This is a genomic window from Streptomyces filipinensis (genome assembly GCF_014649495.1).
GTDB lineage: Bacteria > Actinomycetota > Actinomycetes > Streptomycetales > Streptomycetaceae > Streptomyces > Streptomyces filipinensis.
This window is the reverse complement of the sequence record NZ_BMTD01000001.1, coordinates 506,432-524,976: the sequence shown is the minus strand read 5'-3', so window position 1 is coordinate 524,976 and position 18,545 is coordinate 506,432. Positions and strand designations below refer to the sequence as shown.

Annotated in this window: 15 protein-coding genes; 1 reads left to right on the top strand and 14 read right to left on the bottom strand. The window is 70.8% G+C overall.

The genetic code is table 11. The annotated features are described in order from the left end of the window. Positions 1-30: 30 nt before the first annotated feature. The 4 genes from IE244_RS02300 to IE244_RS02285 all read right to left on the bottom strand — a co-directional run bounded on the left by IE244_RS02300 (position 31) and on the right by IE244_RS02285 (position 2,947). Complete coding sequence (locus IE244_RS02300) at positions 31-1,737, bottom strand: LCP family protein (RefSeq protein ID WP_191870908.1); 1,707 nt, start codon at positions 1,735-1,737, stop codon at positions 31-33. A gap of 16 nt (positions 1,738-1,753) precedes the next feature. Further along, entirely contained in the window at positions 1,754-2,440 is a 687-nt protein-coding gene (gene nadD, locus IE244_RS02295; RefSeq protein ID WP_229853920.1) for a nicotinate-nucleotide adenylyltransferase, read from the bottom strand. 56 nt (positions 2,441-2,496) lie between these two features. Further along, complete coding sequence (locus tag IE244_RS02290; RefSeq protein WP_031158747.1) at positions 2,497-2,661, bottom strand: hypothetical protein; 165 nt, start codon at positions 2,659-2,661, stop codon at positions 2,497-2,499. Between the two features lie 121 nt (positions 2,662-2,782). After that, the gene (locus tag IE244_RS02285) at positions 2,783-2,947 is read right to left on the bottom strand and encodes a hypothetical protein (RefSeq protein ID WP_031158746.1); all 165 of its coding nucleotides are present in this window, start codon (positions 2,945-2,947) and stop codon (positions 2,783-2,785) included. A 101-nt stretch (positions 2,948-3,048) separates the two neighbouring features. Between IE244_RS02285 and IE244_RS02280 the strand changes: the two genes are divergently transcribed. Then, positions 3,049-4,131, top strand: coding sequence for a M48 family metallopeptidase (locus IE244_RS02280; RefSeq protein ID WP_191870907.1), 1,083 nt, complete (start codon positions 3,049-3,051; stop codon positions 4,129-4,131). Between the two features lie 12 nt (positions 4,132-4,143). Here IE244_RS02280 and IE244_RS02275 read toward each other — a convergent pair whose 3' ends face one another. The 10 genes from IE244_RS02275 to IE244_RS02230 form a co-directional block, all read right to left on the bottom strand. Continuing rightward, positions 4,144-5,214, bottom strand: coding sequence for an SCO2583 family membrane protein (locus IE244_RS02275; RefSeq protein WP_191870906.1), 1,071 nt, complete (start codon positions 5,212-5,214; stop codon positions 4,144-4,146). A gap of 88 nt (positions 5,215-5,302) precedes the next feature. Then, complete coding sequence (locus tag IE244_RS02270; RefSeq protein WP_229853919.1) at positions 5,303-5,875, bottom strand: SCO2584 family spore wall biosynthesis protein; 573 nt, start codon at positions 5,873-5,875, stop codon at positions 5,303-5,305. Between the two features lie 142 nt (positions 5,876-6,017). After that, positions 6,018-7,304, bottom strand: a complete 1,287-nt coding sequence (locus tag IE244_RS02265; RefSeq protein ID WP_191870904.1) for a glutamate-5-semialdehyde dehydrogenase — start codon at positions 7,302-7,304, stop codon at positions 6,018-6,020. A 214-nt stretch (positions 7,305-7,518) separates the two neighbouring features. Then, positions 7,519-7,944, bottom strand: a complete 426-nt coding sequence (locus tag IE244_RS02260) for a DUF8830 family protein (RefSeq protein ID WP_191870903.1) — start codon at positions 7,942-7,944, stop codon at positions 7,519-7,521. A gap of 169 nt (positions 7,945-8,113) precedes the next feature. After that, the gene (proB, locus tag IE244_RS02255) at positions 8,114-9,220 is read right to left on the bottom strand and encodes a glutamate 5-kinase (protein WP_191871396.1); all 1,107 of its coding nucleotides are present in this window, start codon (positions 9,218-9,220) and stop codon (positions 8,114-8,116) included. Positions 9,221-9,526: 306 nt separating this feature from the next. Continuing rightward, a complete protein-coding gene (locus tag IE244_RS02250) occupies positions 9,527-10,729 on the bottom strand; it encodes a glycosyltransferase family 2 protein (RefSeq protein ID WP_373305699.1) in 1,203 nt (400 codons plus the stop codon). A gap of 310 nt (positions 10,730-11,039) precedes the next feature. Beyond that, positions 11,040-13,130, bottom strand: a complete 2,091-nt coding sequence (locus IE244_RS02245; RefSeq protein WP_191871394.1) for a CDP-glycerol glycerophosphotransferase family protein — start codon at positions 13,128-13,130, stop codon at positions 11,040-11,042. A gap of 182 nt (positions 13,131-13,312) precedes the next feature. Next, entirely contained in the window at positions 13,313-14,809 is a 1,497-nt protein-coding gene (locus tag IE244_RS02240) for a bifunctional cytidylyltransferase/SDR family oxidoreductase (protein ID WP_191870902.1), read from the bottom strand. 512 nt (positions 14,810-15,321) lie between these two features. Beyond that, complete coding sequence (locus IE244_RS02235) at positions 15,322-16,869, bottom strand: alkaline phosphatase D family protein (RefSeq protein WP_191870901.1); 1,548 nt, start codon at positions 16,867-16,869, stop codon at positions 15,322-15,324. 186 nt (positions 16,870-17,055) lie between these two features. After that, positions 17,056-18,522 (bottom strand): FG-GAP-like repeat-containing protein, encoded by a 1,467-nt coding sequence (locus tag IE244_RS02230; protein ID WP_229853918.1) that lies wholly within the window; start codon positions 18,520-18,522, stop codon positions 17,056-17,058. Positions 18,523-18,545: the final 23 nt, after the last annotated feature.

The window sequence follows — 18,545 nt, the reverse complement described above, 5'->3', positions numbered from 1 at the left end:
TACGGTGGCACGTGGGGTGCGCGGGCTGGGTCAGGACGCGGCGGGCCTGTAGTCCTGGCCGAGGACGACCGAGACGTCGGCACCCGAGGAGACGGTTCCCTTGGTCACGGAGCCGCCGGGCAGGCCGAGGGTCTTGGCGACCTGTGTGGCGTCCGCCTTGTGGGAGGCGTCCGAGTAGACCACCTTCGAGGCGGTCTGGGCGCCGGAGGCCGTGCCACCCTCCAGGAAGGTGAAGCCGCCGTTGAGGAGGACCACGCGGGCCTTCTCGCTGTCGTCCTTCACACCGGTGGCGTTCCGCACCGAGACCCGGACCGCGGAGCCGGCGTCGGGGCTCTTGGCGGTGCCGCCGAGGATGTTCTTCACCACGCTGTCGCTGGTCTGCGCGGTCAGGGTGCCGTCGGCCTGCACGGGCAGCAGGGCGGTCTTGTAGTCGCCGCTCTTGGCGAGGTCGGCGAGCCTGGCGAGGAAGGTGCCGAGGTCCTTGTCGGTGAGCGGCGGATCGAGGATCTGCGCGAGCGTCTGCACGGTGGTGGTGGCCGACGACGGGTCGGAGGACAGCTTGCGCAGTACGCCCTGCATGACCTGGCCGAACCGCTCCAGCTGGACGTTCTGGGACTCGCCGGCGGCACGGTAGGTGGCGTAGGCGACCGCCATCTTGCCGCTGAGGGTCTGGGCGCTGCCCTTGTGGACGAGCGGCTCGGCGCCCTTCTTCTTTGCGTCCGGGTCGGGCACGTCCGTGTTGGTGTCGAGGTCGATGTTGCCGACCAGGTCGACGAGGTTCTGCAGGTAGGGGGTGTCGAGGCGCCAGGTGCCCTGGATGTTGGTGCCGAGGACGGTGTCGAGCTGGTCGCGGGTGCCGGAGGCGCCGTCGCCGTCGACCGACTTGGCGAGGGTCGTGGTGGAGCCGTCGTCGTCGCTCAGCGCCAGGGAGTTGGGCAGCAGTACGGTGCTGCCCTGCTTGGTGGTGGTGTTGTCCACCAGCAGTGCCGTGGAGGTGCCGCCCTTGCCGGTGTTGTGCAGGTGGACGACGATCACGTCGCGTTTCTGGGCGCTGACGGGCGTGGCCGCGCCGGGCTTGGAGCCGGAGGAGGACAGGCCGGGCAGTTTTCCGGCGTACCAGAGGTAGCCGACGCCGCCGACGGCGACGAGGGCGAGGACCACGAGGAGGGCGATGATGCGGCTGCGTGCGCGGCGGCGGGCCTCCTCGCGGCGCTCGGTGCGGTTCTCGGTGAACTTCAGCCAGTCGATGACGTCCTCGGAGTCGCCGTCCGGCTCCTCGACGAACGCGAACTGCTCGGTGTGGTAGTCCGGTTCGCCCTCGTCCCGCGGCTCCTCGGGCTGGGCCGGGGCGTGCGGGTGCTCCGCCGGGCCGGCCTGCTGCGGGATGTAGGCGGTCTGCTCGGTGACCCGGGGCTGCTGTCCGCTGCTCGCGGGCTGCCCGTAGGGGTCGTAGCCGCCGCTGTGCTGGGTGCCGGCGCCGTAGGGGGCCTGGGAGCCGTACGGGTCGTACGCCGGCGCCGGCCGGCCGGAGTCGTACGAGGGCACCGGCGGCTGCTGGCCGGTGGCGTACGGGTCGTATCCGTAGCCCTGCTGCTGGGTGTACGGGTCGTAGGTCGCCTGCTGGGCCTGCTGTGCCGGGACCTGCCGGTACACGGGCTGGCCGTACTCGTCGTAGCCCACGAGTTCGTACGGGCCGGCGCCGTAGCCGCCGTCACCCGCGTCGTATCGGTCGTTCACCGGTGCCCCTCTCGGCTCACTCGCCGCGGTACAGCTGGCGCTTGGCGATGTAGCGCACGACTCCGTCCGGCACCATGTACCAGATGGGGTCTCCCTTGGCGACTCTCGCCCGGCAGTCCGTGGAGGAGATGGCCATGGCCGGAACCTCGACGAGGGAGACACCGCCCTCCGGCAGACCCGGATTGGTCAGGTGGTGGCCGGGCCGGGTGACGCCGATGAAGTGGGCGAGGGAGAACAGTTCCTCGCTGTCCCGCCAGGTCAGCAGCTGGGCGAGGGCGTCGGCGCCGGTGATGAAGAACAGGTCGGTGTCGGGGTTGAGGGCGCGCAGGTCACGCAGCGTGTCCACGGTGTAGGTGGGACCACCGCGGTCGATGTCGATGCGGCTGACGGAGAACTGGGGGTTCTCGGCGGTCGCGATGACCGTCATCAGATAGCGGTCCTCGGCCGGGGAGACCTTGCGGTGGGACTTCTGCCACGGCTGGCCGGTGGGCACGAACACCACCTCGTCCAGCTGGAACTGCGCGGCGACCTCGCTGGCCGCCACGAGGTGCCCGTGGTGGATCGGGTCGAAGGTTCCGCCCATGACGCCCAGGCGTCGCTTGCCCGTGTGGACGGGGCCGTTGCCCGGGCCGTACTGCGGGTGCTTCACCGTGTCGTCGGCGCTCTCGTACGCCGGACCGGTAGGCATGTCCTGCTCTCCCATGCGTGCAGACCCTACCGGCCCGGCCTGTGGCGTCCGGCCGGGGACGGGGTCCCTGCTCAGCGGTCGCGGTTGAAGCGGGTGGTGATCCACAGCAGGAGCAGCAGGATGACCAGGGCGCTGCCGCCGGTGATGGCAGGGTTGAGGCTGTCGTGGTTTCCGCCGTGCGGCTCGCCCTCGGCGGCAAGGGTGACCAACTGGGCTGCGGCGCTGTGGAAGCTCATCTTCGGCAGGACCTATCGCGTGTGGGCGGGATAAAGATGTCGGCTCATCGTAAGCGGGCGGCCGCGCGGCGATCACGCCGACTCCTCCGTTGGGGACGGCCACCGGAACTTCCGCCGGCCGTCAGTCGTCTTTCTGCTTGTAGCCGCGCAGCAGGAACCAGGCCGTCAGTACACAGCCCAGGATCATCACGATCAGGACGATGCGGAGCATATTCCCGGACCCGTGCTGCTGGACGGCGCTCGTGGCGGCCTCGGTCAGCCGGGCGGCTGCGGGGTGGTGATCCATGCGTGGACTCCTTCGGCTGTACTGCCCGTCCACGGTATCTCCGCCTAGGCTGGGCCCCGCCTCGGGGGCACAGTGGCACTCACACGCACATGGGGGAAGACATGCCCGATGACGGCCAGCAGCAGACGGGGCACGAGCGCGTGCCGAGCAGGCAGCGCAGGCGCTTCCCGGGGATCTCCTCGCGTGCCTACGAGCATCCGGCCGACCGCTCCGCCCTGGTCGCGCTGCGCAAGCTGAGCGGGTTCGACACCGTCTTCAAGGCACTCAGCGGGCTGCTGCCCGAGCGGAGCCTGAGACTGCTGTTCCTGTCCGACTCGGTGCGGGTCTCCGAGCGGCAGTTCCAGCACCTGCACGACATGCTGCTGGACGCCTGTCACATCCTGGACCTGGAGAAGGTCCCGCCGATGTACGTGACGCAGGACCCGCAGCCGAACGCGATGTGCATCGGCCTGGACGAGCCGATCATCGTCGTCACCACGGGGCTCGTGGAGCTCCTCGACGAGGAGGAGATGCGGGCGGTCGTCGGGCACGAGGTGGGACACGCGCTGTCCGGGCACTCGGTGTACCGCACGATCCTGCTGTTCCTGACCAGCCTGGCCCTGAAGGTGGCCTGGATCCCGCTGGGCAACCTCGCGATCATGGCGATCATCACGGCGCTGCGGGAGTGGTTCCGCAAGTCGGAGCTCTCCGCGGACCGGGCGGGGCTGCTGGTGGGACAGGACCTGCGGGCCTCGATGCGCGGTCTGATGAAGATCGCGGGTGGCAACCATCTGCACGAGATGAACGTCGACGCGTTCCTGGAGCAGGCCGAGGAGTACGACTCCGGGGGTGATCTGCGCGACTCGGTGCTGAAGATCCTGAACGTGATGCCCCGCTCGCATCCGTTCACCACCGTGCGGGCCGCCGAGCTGAAGAAGTGGGCCGAGTCCCGCGACTTCCAGCGGCTCATGGACGGCCACTACCCGCGGCGTGACGAGGACAAGGACACCTCGGTCAGCGACTCCTTCCGCGAGTCGGCGGCCAGCTACGCGAGCGATGTGAAGACCTCCAAGGACCCGCTGATGAAGCTGGTCACGGATCTCGCGGGCGGCGCGGGGGACCTGGGCGGCCGGGTCCGCCGAGGCTTCGAGGGCTTCAAGACCCCGCCCCCGCCGAAGGACGGCCCGGCGGACACCGCGGAATAGAGCCGGCCGGCGTCACACCGTCGGCTGAGCCCTGGTGGCCAGCGTCCCGCACAGGGCCGCGGGGCTGTCCGTCTCGTAGGGATCGGTGCCCGCGGGGGCGCCGGTGCGGGCCGTCTGGCCGGCCAGGAGCGGGCGGAGGTAGGCGGCGGAGTCCTCGGCGCAGGCGAGCGGGCCCGCCTGCACAGAGGACGTGACCAGCTGGACCTGGTGGGTGCGCAGGTCGTCGCGGGTCAGGCGGAAGGTCAGCTCGCGGCGGACGGTGAACAGGGACGCGGGTGCGTTCGCCGCGGCGCCGGTGGGGCGCAGGGCGTAGACGAAGGTGTGGTCGGCGGTGACCTCCAGCGTGCCCGTGTCGGTCTCGGTGGCCTGCAGGTCGCCCTGGACGCGGACGCGGTCGTCGGCGAGCTGGACGCGGGAGGGGTCGAGACGGACCAGCCAGCCGGTGGCGGCGTGCCGGCCGTCCGCCGCCGGGTGGCGGATGCTCTGGTCGAACTGGTCGAGCTGGTCGGCGTCGAGGAGGGTCCGCGCGGGGTGCACCTGGCGGCCGGTCAGCACCTCGGGGTAGAGCGAGGAGCGGACGATGTAGTCCTTGGCGGTGGTGAGGGCGGTCACCACCTGGCTGTCGGAGAAGTGGGCGGTGCTGCGGGAGGCCGGCAGGGGTATGCCCTCCGCGCCGATCTCGAACTGGTCGGCGGGGCTGTGCGCGTACAGGCTCTCGGCGTCGGAGGCGCCCGGCACCCTTCCCGTCGGGGCGAGCGGGATCACCGTCGTCCGCAGGGGTTCCACGGTGCGCCGGGCCTGCGGCGTGCTGTAGGGGTGGCGGACGCCCATGTAGACCGCGGTGCCGAAGGCGACGGCGATCAGCAGGACGAGGATCAGGGCCTGCCGGGTGAGTCCGCGGTGCAGGTGCGGGCGGCGGCGTACGGCGGGCGCGTGGTCGGTCATCCGTTCCTCGGCGGAGTACTCCTGGAGGCGGGCAGCACGGACGAAGGACTCGTCGAACACGACGGATCGGTACTCGTCCTCTCCACCGGCGGGGCCGCCCTCGGGTGTGCCCTCCGGTGGGTCTCCAGGCCCGCCCATACTTTCAGAGTAGGTCTCGTGGGCCTCAGGTAAACGCCCTGCTACACGACAAGTTCTGACAGGTGCTCACCAAGAGTGGGGCGGGAGTTCAGGGGGAGCGCGGGATGGCCGAGGCCGCCGGCTGGGAGGTCTCGGCGGAGGCGGAGGGGGCGGCGGCGCTGCCCTGCTCCAGACCGGTCGAGGCGGGGGTGGGTATCCCGTCACGGGTGTCGGCGGAGCCGCCTCGGTAGACGGCGGCGAAGGCCAGGGCGACCATGCCGATGCCCATCACGACGGCCAGCACCCAGGCCACGGGCCGGTGCCAGCGGACCTGTCTGCCGTAGGAGCCGAAGGGGCCGTGGCGGTCGCCGAGGACATAGGTGTCCTCCAGCTCGTCGTCGTCCGGATCTTGACCGAAATCGGTCCCCTCGGGACCGTAGGCGTCGTCGTAGCGCTCGCCTCGGGCGTGGGCGCGGCGGGCCTCCGCCTCGGAGGCCTCGGCTCTGGCCTGGGCAGCGGCCAGGAGGCGTTCGACGGCGGTCGGCTCGTGGAACGTCGCCGCCTGTACGAAGGCCTCGTCGAAGACCACGGAGGCGAACTCTTCGTCCGACACCCCGCGGTCGTGGTCGTCGTCGGGCTCCCAGCCGTCACGGAACGGCGTGCCCCCCACGTCCTCCGGCACGGATCCAGAGTAGACCTGGGGGGTCAATTTGGGCAGACGGTATGGAAATTCATCCGCCTGATGAGACACCTTTCGGACGTGCCGCCGCACCCCGGGGCCGCACGGCGGCCGCCCCCGGGACGTACGGCCGAACGGGTGGGTCTCAGGGGCGCACGTGGCCGTCGCCGGTGACGATGTACTTGGTGCTGGTCAGCTCGGGCAGGCCCATCGGACCGCGCGCGTGCAGCTTCTGCGTGGAGATGCCGATCTCCGCGCCGAAGCCGAACTGGCCGCCGTCGGTGAAGCGGGTGGAGGCGTTGACGGCGACGGTGGTGGAGTCGACCAGCTGGGTGAAGCGGCGGGCGGCCTGCTGGGAGGTGGTGACGATCGCCTCGGTGTGGCCGGAGGTCCACAGCCGGATGTGCTCGACGGCCTTGTCGAGGGAGTCGACGACGGCGGCGGCGATGTCGTACGAGAGGTACTCGGTCTCCCAGTCCTCGGCCACGGCCTCCACGACCGTCGCCTGGGAGTCCTTGGCGTAGGCCATCACGCGCTCGTCGGCGTGCACGGTGACGCCGGCCTCGGCGAGGGCGTCGAGGGCGCGCGGCAGGAACTCGGGCGCGATGTCCTGGTGGACCAGGAGGGTCTCGGCGGCGTTGCAGACGCTGACCCGCTGGGCCTTGGAGTTGATCAGGATGTCGATCGCCATGTCGATGTCGGCGGCCGCGTCGACGTAGACGTGGCAGTTGCCGGTGCCGGTCTCGATGACGGGGACGGTGGACTCGCTGACCACGGTCTGGATGAGGGAGGCGCCGCCGCGCGGGATGAGGACGTCGACCAGGCCGCGGGCGCGCATCAGCTCGCGGACGGAGTCGCGGCTCTCGCCGGGCACCAGCTGGACGGCGTCGGCGGGCAGCCCGGCGCCGCCGACGGCGTCGCGGATGACGCGGACGAGGGCGGTGTTGGACTCGTAGGCGGAGGCGGAGCCGCGCAGCAGGACGGCGTTGCCGGCCTTCAGGCAGAGGGCGGCGGCGTCGACGGTGACGTTCGGGCGGGCTTCGTAGATGATGCCGACGACGCCGAGCGGCACCCGGACCTGGCGCAGGTCGATGCCGTTGGGGAGGGTGGAGCCACGGACGACCTCACCGACCGGGTCGGGCAGCTTCGCCACGTCCCGGACGTCGGAGGCGATGGCGCGGACCCGCTCGGGGGTGAGGGTGAGCCGGTCGACGATGGCCTCGCTGGTGCCGCTCTCCCGGGCCTTGGCGATGTCCTTGGCGTTGGCCTCGACGATCTCGCTGGTACGGACCTCCAGGGCGTCGGCGATGGCGAGCAGCGCGTCGTCCTTCTCGGCGCGCGGGAGCGGCGCGAGGTCGGCGGCGGCGGCCTTGGCCCGGTAGGCGGCCTGGGTGACCGGGGACATCGAGTCGTACGGCGAGAGCGTGGTCATGGGGGAAGGGTAGTGCGCGGCGCGGCACCGTTCAGCCGTCGTCCCACACCCCGAGACACCCTAAAAGGGGCGAACCACTCCCCCTGGGGCTCGGGCAGCCCAGATCCGGCGCCCGGACGCTCGAAACCCGCCGCTCGCTCCGGCGCCCGCCCGCTCGGAGCCGCCGTCCGGCCCGCGTCCGGCCCGCGTGCCGCTCACGCTCACGGCCTCCCGCTCAGAACGGATGCACTCCCACCGGCGTGGCCGGCGCCGGGCCGTAGCCCTCGGCGATGCGGTGGTGGTAGGTCTCGCGGTCGATGACCTCCAGGCCGACGATCTCCCAGGCGGGCAGCCCGGCACTCTGCCGGTGCTCGCCCCACAGGCGCAGTGCCACGGCGGCGGCGTCGTGCAGGTCGCGGGCCTCTTCCCAGTACCGGATCTCGGCGTGGTCGGTGGCGTATCTGCTGGTCAGCAGGAAGGGGTGGTCATGCGCCAGCTGTTCCAGGGCCCGGCGCAGGTCGGACAGGGGGACGTGCTCCCCGGAGACGCTGAGGGTGACGTGCCACAGCCGGGGCAGGTCCTTGGGCTCCTCGTAGACGTCCCCGGCGGCGACGCTCGTCAGAGCACCGCGCGACGTCGCCCCAGGGCGCGCTCGTCTCACGACGGCCTCCTTCACGCATGGCTCGCATGGCCCCTTGATGGAACGTGTTCCTGCAACACGTCCCAGACACAAAGTTGAGCAGGCCGCAGGGCTCCGCGTGGTGGTTTTACGGAACGTCCCCCACCGGGGTCGGTCCTTACGCCCCGTTTTACGCGTTGCTTTGCGACAGTCACGCGTGCAGGAGCACCAGGTCGTCCCTGTGTACGACCTCGCGTTCGTACGCCGGGCCCAGCTCGCGGGCCAGCTCGCGGGTCGAACGCCCGATCAGCCGGGGGATCTCCTTGGCGTCGAAGTTGACGAGCCCCCGGGCCACCGCGCGGCCCGCCGTGTCGCGCAGCTCGACGGGGTCGCCGGCGCTGAACTCGCCCTCCACGGCGGCGATTCCGGCGGGCAGCAGGGACGTGCGGCGCTTCACGACGGCGTCCACCGCGCCGTCGTCCAGGATCAGCGCGCCCTGCGGGGTGGAGGCGTGCTGCAGCCACAGCAGCCGGTCGGCGGAGCGCTTGCCGGTCGGGTGGAAGTAGGTGCCGGTGTCGCCGCCGCTCAGCGCGTCCGCCGCGTGCACGGCGCTGGTCAGCACCACGGGGATGCCGGCGGCGGCCGCGATCCGGGCGGCCTCGACCTTGGTGACCATCCCGCCGGTGCCGACCCCTGCCTTGCCCGCGCTGCCGATCTCGACCTCGGCCAGGTCCTCCGGCCCGCGCACCTGAGCTATCCGGGACGTGCCGGGCCTGCTGGGGTCGCCGTCGTAGACGCCGTCGACGTCGGAGAGGAGGACGAGGAGGTCGGCGTGGACGAGGTGGGCGACGAGGGCGGCGAGGCGGTCGTTGTCGCCGAAGCGGATCTCGTCGGTGGCCACCGTGTCGTTCTCGTTGACGATCGGGAACGCGCCCATCGCGAGGAGCTTGTCGAGGGTGCGGGAGGCGTTGCGGTGGTGGGCGCGGCGGCTCATGTCGTCGCTGGTGAGCAGGACCTGGCCGACGCGGACGCCGTAGCGGGCGAAGGAGGCGGTGTAGCGGGCGACGAGCAGACCCTGGCCGACGCTGGCGGCGGCCTGCTGGCGGGCGAGGTCCTTGGGGCGGCGGCGCAGTCCCAGCGGCGCGAGGCCGGCGGCGATGGCGCCGGAGGAGACGAGCACGACCTCCCGCTCTCCCCCGCTGCGGCTCTTGGCCAGCACGTCGACCAGCGCGTCCACGCGGTCGGCGTCCAGTCCGCCGGCCGCGGTGGTCAGCGACGAGGAGCCCACCTTGACGACGATCCTGCGGGCCTCGCCCACGGCCTGCCTTGCCCTTGCCACCTTGTCCTCTGTTCCTTCTGCCGCTGCGCGCGGTTCCGGCTGCCCGTACGGCAATCTACGCGAAGTGGATCGCCCGGCGCCCACCGGTCCAGCCTCCGGACAGGCGGTGCGTAGCGCTTCGCTCACGGTGTGCGCACGGCAAAGGGTCGCACCAGACGCCGGACACCGAGGTCGTCTCCCACGGATCGTAGTTCGGCGCAGGGCACGAGCCCGGCGCCCGCCGTGTGGTGGGCCGCCCGCTGCGGCGGGCGCTGCAGTCGGGCAGGCAGTAGCGGACCGGGCCGGTCAGGCGGCCGCCTTGAACTCCCTCGCCGACATCATGCGCCGCACCTTGCGCAGCGCCCGGCGCAGGAAGGAGTTGGCGGCGGCCTCGCGGTAGCCGTGGAAGGCGCGCGCCTCGCGGGGCTCGGCGAGGTAGATGTCGTCGGGAACACCGGCCGTCTTGGACCGGAAGTGCGGGTAGACGAGGTAGACGCGGGTGCCGCGCTTCTCCAGGATCGCGGCGGCCTGCTTCTTCGCCTTGACGAACTTGACGACGTCGAGCAGCAGATCGGACCGCTGCAGGGCGACCAGGTGCAGCCGCAGCCGCTCGTGGACCTTCAGGCGGCGGGCCACGCCGGGCGTCCAGTAGGCCTCCATCAGCGGCTTGGCCAGCTCCAACTTGTGCCGGCGCACCTCTTCGCTGTCGGTGAGGAACTTGGGCCCGAACTGCGGGAGCAGGGTGATGAGGAAGGGCCGGAGCATCAGCAGGTCGCGCTTGTCGCCGGCCGGGACCATGTCCGCGATCAGCTTCATCAGGGCGCGCGCGGAGTCGAAGCGCAGGGTGTAGCTGCCGGACTTGGTGACGTGCTTGCCGTCGTCGCGGCCGACCAGGTAGTAGCAGGGGTAGTCGGCGAGGACGGAGACGCCGTCCGCGCGCAGGTACGCCTCCAGGGTGAACAGGGCGTCCTCGCCGGTGAACAGCGACTCGTCGAACCGCATGCCGTGCTTCTCCAGCAGTTCACGGCGGAACAGCTTCTGCGCGCTCAGCGTGAACTTGATGTTGGAGGAGAAGACGTCGGTCCGGCCGAGGGTCTTGCCCCACATGGACTTCGGAGCGATGCGGTTGATGCCCTCGACCTTGCCGAGGACCACGTCGGTGCCGTTCTCGTCGCCCATGGCGACCATGCGTTCCAGGGCCTCGGGGCCGAGCCGGTCGTCGGCGTCGAGGAAGAAGACGTAGCGCCCGGCCGCCTTGCCGAGGCCGACGTTGCGGGGACCGCTGGGGCCGCCGGAGTTCTCCTGGTGGATGACCGTGACCGGCATGGGGGCGCGGGCCGCGAACTCGTCCAGACACTGCGCGGTGCCGTCCGTGGAACCGTCGTCGACCGCGATGACCTCCAGGCGCGCCGGGTCGATGGTCTGCGCCTCGACGGACGCCAGGCACTCGACCAGGTACGGCATCGCTTCGTACGCCCCGATGATCACGCTCACATCAGGCTGCGGCACGACGGTCACTCTTCCCCCTTGTCAACGGAACTTTCCCAGGACATTCCCGGAATATTCCCCGCGTTTCACCTTATTGGCGCCCTGTTAGACGGGCGACTGGTGCAAGCGGTTGCCCTGTGCGGGGCAATCAGTGGTGTACGTCACACAGGATTCGGAAAGCAGGGATCCGCTCACCGCTCCCGCCCTACAGTACGTAGGGTCGGTAAGAGACCCTCATCCCAGGTAAGAGACGCGAAAGGGCCGGCCCCGGGATCGCTCCCGGGGCCGGCCCTCGTGACGGCGGGCTCAGCCCGCGTGGTGACGGCGGGGATCAGCCCGCGTTCACACCGTCCGGGTCGCCGGCGGACGCGGTCCGCTGCCCGGGCACCGCGTTGGTCAGCTCGGCGGTCTCGGCGGGGTCCGCGTTGGCGGCGCCCAGCCGGGACTCCTGGCCGACGTTGCGGGCCTCGGACTTCAGGGCCAGACCGGCCACCGCGGCGTTGAACTGGTCGATGGACCGCGGCTCGTCCGGGCCCAGCAGATACCGCTTCAGCTCCGTGCGGGCGCCCATCAGCGGGTCGGCGGACGGGTCGCGCACGGCGTCCAGCAGGCCGCCCAGCTCGGCCGCGTCGTTGGACAGGATCACCGCGGCGCGCACGGCCGTGTTCTGCCGCCTGAACTCCTCGTGGCCGAGCTCGCCGGAGTCGGTGACCGCGTAGGGCTTGCCGCTCGCGATGAAGTCGGAGACCACCGAGGAGATGTCCGAGACCATCGCGTCGGAGACGTTGAAGCAGTCGTACAGGCGCGGTTCGGCGCCCGTGATCACGCGGTGCTCGTGGGCGGGGAAGGAGCGCCAGTAGGCGGTGTTCCACTCGGTGCGCAGCCGGGCGATCTCCTCGTGCCGGGCCACGTCGACGACGCCTTCGCGGGTGGCCTCGGCCTCGTCGCCCCGGTCGCCGCGGGCCGCGGCCAGCTCGGCGAGCCGCGCCTCGATCCGGGCCAGCTCGGCCTTGGCCGCGGCGATGGCAGCCCCGTCGCCGGTGAAGCGGGAGTCGGCGCCGCGCTCGGCGGCGGCCTTCTCGACCAGCGCGGTGATCCGCTTGTGCGCGGCGCCGGCCTCCTTGCTGACGGTGCCGGTGAACGGGTGCGGCTTGTACAGGACGCGCACCGGCGGGTCGGCCGCGACGAGCTTGCGCACGATGTTCTCGCCGGCGAGCACGACGGAGGTGTTGCCGGGGTTGCCGTCCCAACCCTCCCAGGTCGGCGCGTAGAGAACCGTCGGGATGCGGTCCTCGGGCACGCCCTGCCAGCTCTGGATCGGCGCGAGCTGCGGGCGGCCGACCTCCACGATGTCGTCGTCCCGGACGCCGACGTCGGCGATGGCGTAGCGGTCCCGGCCGGCCCGGCCGGCGGTCCACACCTCGTCGTAGACCTTGCTGTACGGGTTGACGCTGGCGAGCTTGTCACTGTCGCCGTGACCGATGAAGACGTGCTTCATCGTGGGCACGCGCAGCATGTGGATGTTCTTGCCGACGTTGGCCGCGTACAGGGCGACGCGCACGGTCGACAGGTCCATGTTCATCAGGTGCACCCCTCCGGGCACGCAGATGACGGGGACCGTGGTCGGCGCGAGGCTGTTCAGGATGGCCCGCTCGCGCAGGATGATCAGCGGCCGGGTGTCCAGCTGCTCCATCGTCTCCAGCCACATGTTGACCTGGTACGCGGAGTCCTTGGAGCCGGAGAAGTACAGAGCCGTCTCGGGCTTGTAGGAGGCCAGCCAGTCGTCGACCGCGGCGAGGACCACATCGCCCCTCGGCGGGATCTTCCGACCGCGCACGAACGGCACGAGCACCAGGACGTACAGCACACCCAGGGCGACGGTGAGGCCGATGCCGGCGAAGCCGGCGGCGGAGGAGTCCAGCTCGGCGGAGACCAGGATGCCGACCATCGCGCACAGGTCGAGGTGGAGCATCTTCTCCGCGCTGCGGTGCAGCAGCTTGCGCGGCGGGGCGTCCGGGATGCGGATGCGGGACTTCAGGTCGATGTTGCGGGTGGCGACCGGCATCCGGCGGCGGTTGCGGATGAGGGTGACCAGCGCGCCGTGCGGGGCCTGGAGGCCGTAGAAGGCGATGAAGCAGGCGACGGCGCCGTAGAAGATCAGGTCGTCCGCGTGCGACAGACGGGCCAGCAGCAGGATCAGCAGCAGCTGCCGGATCAGGAAGCGGATCGACAGGCCCGCCCGGATCTTGCTGAGGCGGTTGATCAGGTAGCTGCCCTTGCGGTGCAGATAGTGGTCCGCCAGGTACGTCACGGCGGCCAGGGCCGCGAAGGCGGGCACGCTCGGGACGAGCGCGGCCAGCATGAGCGCCGGGAAGCCCAGGATCATGAGGGCCGCCGCGGTCAGCTCGGCCGCACTGCCCACCCGGGCGACGCGAATAGCGGTGGATATCACGGAGAAACCTGCTCTGGGAGGGGGAGTGCCGGTTCGCGAAAGATGTAAGAGATGTAAGAGATGTGTGCGATGTACGGATTCAGGCCTCTGCTAAACGCCCGGTGAATGAGCGACGGCAGAGGCCTGAATTCCGAAAAGGTATTGACGAATTATTACACGCCGTCCTGGCGGTCCAGGACCGTGGCCAGCGCCTGTTCGAAACCGGAGGCCTTCGCGGCACCCGCCGTCGGGTCCTGCTGGCGGACGTCGATGACATGGCCGGTCAGCTCGGACAGCAGCACGTCCAGGGACGTACCGGCCACGGCCTCGGAGGAAAGCAGCGAACCCGCGGGCTCCTGGCCGAAGGCCTTGGTGCGCATCGGGGTGGCGGTGCGCTCCGGGTTGATGCAGTTCACGCGGATGCCGTCGCCGGCCCACTCGTCGGACAGCGCCTGGGTGAGGTTCACCATGGCGGCCTTGGTGGAGGAGTACAGGGAGTACTCGGCGCGGCCGCGGGTGTAGCTGCTGGAGGTGTACAGCAGCAGCTGGCCGTTGGTCTCGGCGAGGTACTTGTAGCTGGAACGGGCGATCTGCACCGGGGCCAGGTAGTTGACCTTCAGCGCCTCCTCGATGGTGGCGTTGTCGGTCTCGGCGAGCTTGCCGATGCGCAGCACGCCCGCGGTGTTGACGACGTAGTCGATCCGGCCGGTCTCCGCGTACGCCTTGGACAGCGCGTCGTCGACCTCCTCCGGGTTCTCCACGTGGGTGCCGGTGGTGGAGCGGCCCAGGGCGTAGACGTTCGCGCCGTAGGACCCGGCGAGTTCGGCGATGTCCTTGCCGATGCCGTAGGAACCGCCGAAGATCACGATGGTCTTGCCGGTGAGGAGCTCGCGGTAGGCCTCCTCGCCGTTCTGCTCGGGCGCGGCGGTGGAGGCGAGCTGGAACAGCTTGTCGGCGATGAAGACGTCGACCGGCTGGGTCACCTTCATGTTGTACTCGTCACCCGCGACGACGTGGATCGGCACGTCCGGCAGGTACCTGAGCACGACGGAACAGTCGTCCGTGGCCTGGAAGTTGGGGTCGCCCGCGGCGACCTCGTAGGCGCGGCGGATCGTGGACAGCTTGAACGCCTGCGGGGTCTGGCCGCGGCGCAGCCGGGAGCGGTCCGGGATCTCGGTGATGAACTCGCCGTCCTCGCCGTGGGTGCGGGTCACGATGATCGTGTCCGCGGACGGGATGGCGACGTCCACGGCCTGGTAACGCTCCAGCGCCGCCACGCAGTCGTCGATGACCCGCTGCGAGAGCAGGGGGCGCACGGCGTCGTGGAAGAGGACGTTACGGTCCTCGCCCTCGGCCAGACCCTCGCCGAGAGCGGTGATCGCACGCTCGGTGGTCTCGTTCCGCGTCGAGCCGCCCTCGATGATCTTCTTCACCTTGGTGAAGCCGGCCTTGGCGACGATCTTCTCGATGTCCGGCACATAGCCCGGCGCCATCAGCACGATGATGTCGTCGATCGAGTCGGCCCTCTCGAAGGTGGTCAGGGTGTGCTCGATGACTGCCTTGCCGGCGATCTTCAGCAGCTGCTTGGGGATCGACAGACCCACCCGCTGACCGGTGCCACCGGCCAGGATCACTGCGGTGGTACGGGGCTTGGCTATGCGCTGGGACACAGGTGACCTACCTTGGGGCGACAGGGAACCGTGAAATGGTCCCACTTTCGGTAAGCGCAGTGCAAGGTGAGCGACATCCCATGCATATGTGAGCGCAACCTGTCATTCACCTGGCACGCATGGTGATTGCGCTCGGGCCCCGCGAACACCCGTGAATTTGCTGTGAGTAAGTCCACAGGCTCCTCCCGGAGCCCTGCCCACGCCCCGTTCGGCGCCGCCGGAACGGCTTCGGACAGCGGTGTCCGGGCACCCGCACGCCCGGCGCGGGGTCACTATCTTCACGTCTGCGGCGTGGGGGAACACACGTTCTTCATAGCGGGCACGGCGCCGCCCCGGACAAGGCGGGAATACGGTGCGGCCGGCACTTGATTGCCACGGAATTCCACATCAAGATTGCGCAGCTTTTCGGTCTCGCCGGGAACAAGGGCCGCTGCGCGGTGCGGCGCGTACGAGCGCACCGCGGGACCGACGTGGGTCCCGCGGTGCCACTGCCGCTGCTGTCGCCCCCGCCGTCAGACGACCTGGACGCCGGGCTCGTCCGTCTCCACCCGCAGCCGGGCCAGCGTGCTCGCCGTGGCCTGCGGCCTGACGACGGTGTCGACGACGCGGACCGCCGCGTCGACGCCGTCGCAGCGGATGTCGAAGAGGTGGTAGCCGCGGTGCGCGTCGATCACCTTCCAGTGCGGGTTGTCCGCCTTCAGCGGGTCCCACTGGGCATGGAAGGCGTCCTGGTCCTGGTCGCCGTTGGTGGAGATGGACGTACCGACGAACTCGGCGCCGACGACGTCGGAGTCCGGGTCGGCGAAGTCCTCCCTGAGGTCGCTGATCATCGTCAGGTGCCGGTCGCCGCTGAGGACGACCGGGTTGCGGATGCCGGCGAACTCCTCCAGCAGGGCGTTGCGTTCGGCCTGGTAGCCGTCCCAGGCGTCGTAGTACCAGAGTTTGCCGTCACCGGGCAGCAGATCGGTCTCGGCCATCATGATCTGCGAGGCGATCAGGTTCCAGCGGGCCGGGGAGTCGTGCAGCCCGTCGAGCAGCCACTGCTTCTGCTCGGCTCCCAGCATGGTCATCGAGGGCGACTCGGCGCCCTCCTGCGTGGTCGCCTGGTCGCTGCGGAACTGCCGGGTGTCCAGCACGTTGAGCCGGGCCAGGCGGCCGAACTCCAGGCGGCGGTACATCTGGATGTGCGGGCCGGTGGGGATCGCAAAGGCTCGCACCGGCATGTGCTCGTAGTACGCCTGGAAGGCCGCCGTCAGCCGGGCCACGAACGCGTCGTGCGACTGCTTGTCCGGGTCCTGCGGGATCTCGCCGGCCCAGTCGTTGTCGACCTCGTGGTCGTCGAAGGTGACCACCCAGGGCGCGTTCGCGTGCATCGCGGCCAGGTCGGGGTCGGTGCGGTACTGGGCGTACCGGTTGCGGTACTGCTCCAGGGTGTACGGCTCCCCCTTGCCCTCGTGCCGCCGCACGGCCGTCGACGAGGGCGCGGACTCGTAGATGTAGTCACCGACGAAGAGGACGACGTCGGGGTCCTGCGCGAGCATGTCGGCGTACGGCGTGAAATAGCCGTGCTGCCAGTTCTGGCAGGAGGCGAGGGCGACGCGCAGCGAGCCGCCCCGCTGGTGCGGGTGGGGCGCGGTGCGGGTGCGGCCGGCGGGCGAGAGCTGGCCGCCGGCCCGGAAGCGGTACCAGTACGGGCGGTCCGGGCGCAGCCCGCGGACGTCCACGTGGACGCTGTGGCCGAATTCGGGCCGGGCCTGGGCGGTGCCCCGGCAGACGCTCCGGTGGAACCGCTCGTCCTCGGCGAGCTCCCACTCCACGGGGAAGACCTCGTCGGGCATGCCGCCGCCGTTGAGCGGGTCGGGCGCGAGTCTGGTCCACAGCACGATGCCGTCGGGCAGCGGGTCGCCGGAGGAGACGCCCAGGGTGAACACCCCGTCGGGGAGCGGGGTGCCCGCGGCGCGGGCCGTGCCCGGCAACCACAACTGGGCGGAGGCCGCGGCACCGAGTACGGCGGCCCCGGCGGTCAGAAAGCGGCGGCGATCGGGCGATGCTGCGGTCATGCGCTGACTCCCTTGCCACGGTGGCCTCTTCGGACACGGGGAAACTCCCACGGCCGGACGGTCCGCCTGCTGAACGAAGTCAATCGCGAGCATGACAAATGAGGAGACGGCAGGAGATCCGTTCCGGCATGGGAACACCCTCGCTCCACAACAGATCTGACGACAGATCGGAAACGCGCCGGAGAATCAGGAACCGAAGCGGTAACCCAGCTGCGCGCCCGTGGCCACCGTGCCGAGGGTGCCGCTCGCGAAACCGAACGAGCCGGTCGGGGTGATCCCCGCGGAGGTGCCGCGCAGCACCCACACGGCCCCGGCCTTCGTGTTCTCCCCCGGGGCGCCCACGGCCAGGTCGGCCCGACCGTCGTGATCGGCGTCCACCAGGCGGACGGCCGTACCGAACCAGTCGCCCGACTCGCCGGCACCGGGCACGCCCGCGGTGTCCTGGCTGAACGCCTTCGCGCCCGTGCCCGTCGGGCCGTTGGCGGTGCCGCGCAGGGTGACGACCCGTCCGCCGCCGCTCGCGCCGGGCACACCGACCGCGATGTCGCGGTAGCCGTCGCCGTCGATGTCCGCGATCGAGAGGCCGGTGCCGAAGCCGGACCCCGGCACGGCGGCACCCGGGACGCCGGGGCTGTCCTGGTTCATGATGACCGCCTTCGTGCCGTCGGGGCCGGCCGCGGTGCCCGGGATCCAGGCGATCCGGCCGCCCTTGGCGAGCGGGGTGTCCACATCGCTGTCGGCCCCCTCCATCGCCCGGCCGACCACGATGTCGGCGTAGCCGTCCCGGTTCACATCACCGACGGCGAGGCTCTCGCCGCCCTGCATCGCGTAGCCGCTCTTGTCACGCACCATCGTGTACGGGTCGAGCCCGTCGTGGGTGCCGGTCCAGACGGCGACCCCGCGGGCGTCCCACTCGTCACCGTCGTTGACGGCGGCGACGACGTCGGTGATCCCGTCGCCGTTCACGTCACCGGCGGCCAGGTCCAGGAAACGGCTGTCCTCGTGGTCGGTGACCACCTGTCCGCCGTGCGTGGTGGAGCCGTCTCGCGCGAACGGCCCGCTGAACACCCGCACGTTCTGCGCGCTCTCCACGGTGACCACTTCGGGTGCGCCGTCCCCGTTGACGTCCCCGACCGTGAGATGGCCGTGGGCGCCGAACGCGTCGTACGCCTTCCCGCCGGCCAGAAGCGCCCCGCCGGACAGCCCCTTGGGGCCACCCCAGAGCACCTCGATCATCCCGGCGTCGGTGCCGGCGGCCGAGTCCTCCCCGCCGACGCCGACGACCAGGTCGGCGTAGCCGTCCCGGTCGAGGTCGGCGGTGGACACGGCGCTGCCGAACGCGTCGTCGGTCTCGGCGCCGCCCGGCACGCCGGCGCTGTTCTGGCTGAAGACCTGCCTGGTCGAGGTCTTCAGCCCGCTCGACGAGCCGTAGACGACGGCGACATAGCCGGCGCCCTTCCTGCCGTCCACGGTCGCCGTGGGCGCGGCGACGGCCAGGTCGGCGTAGCCGTCCCCGTTGAAGTCGTCGTGCAGGTGCCTGCCGCTGGGCACCGACGCGGTGGCCGCGTGGGCGGGGACCGCGAGAGCGCCGGCGGCGAGGGCCATGCCGGTGGCGATCGTGAGGGCGCGCCGGCGAAGACGGGGGTGGGACACGGGAGCTCCGGGAGCCGTGCAGA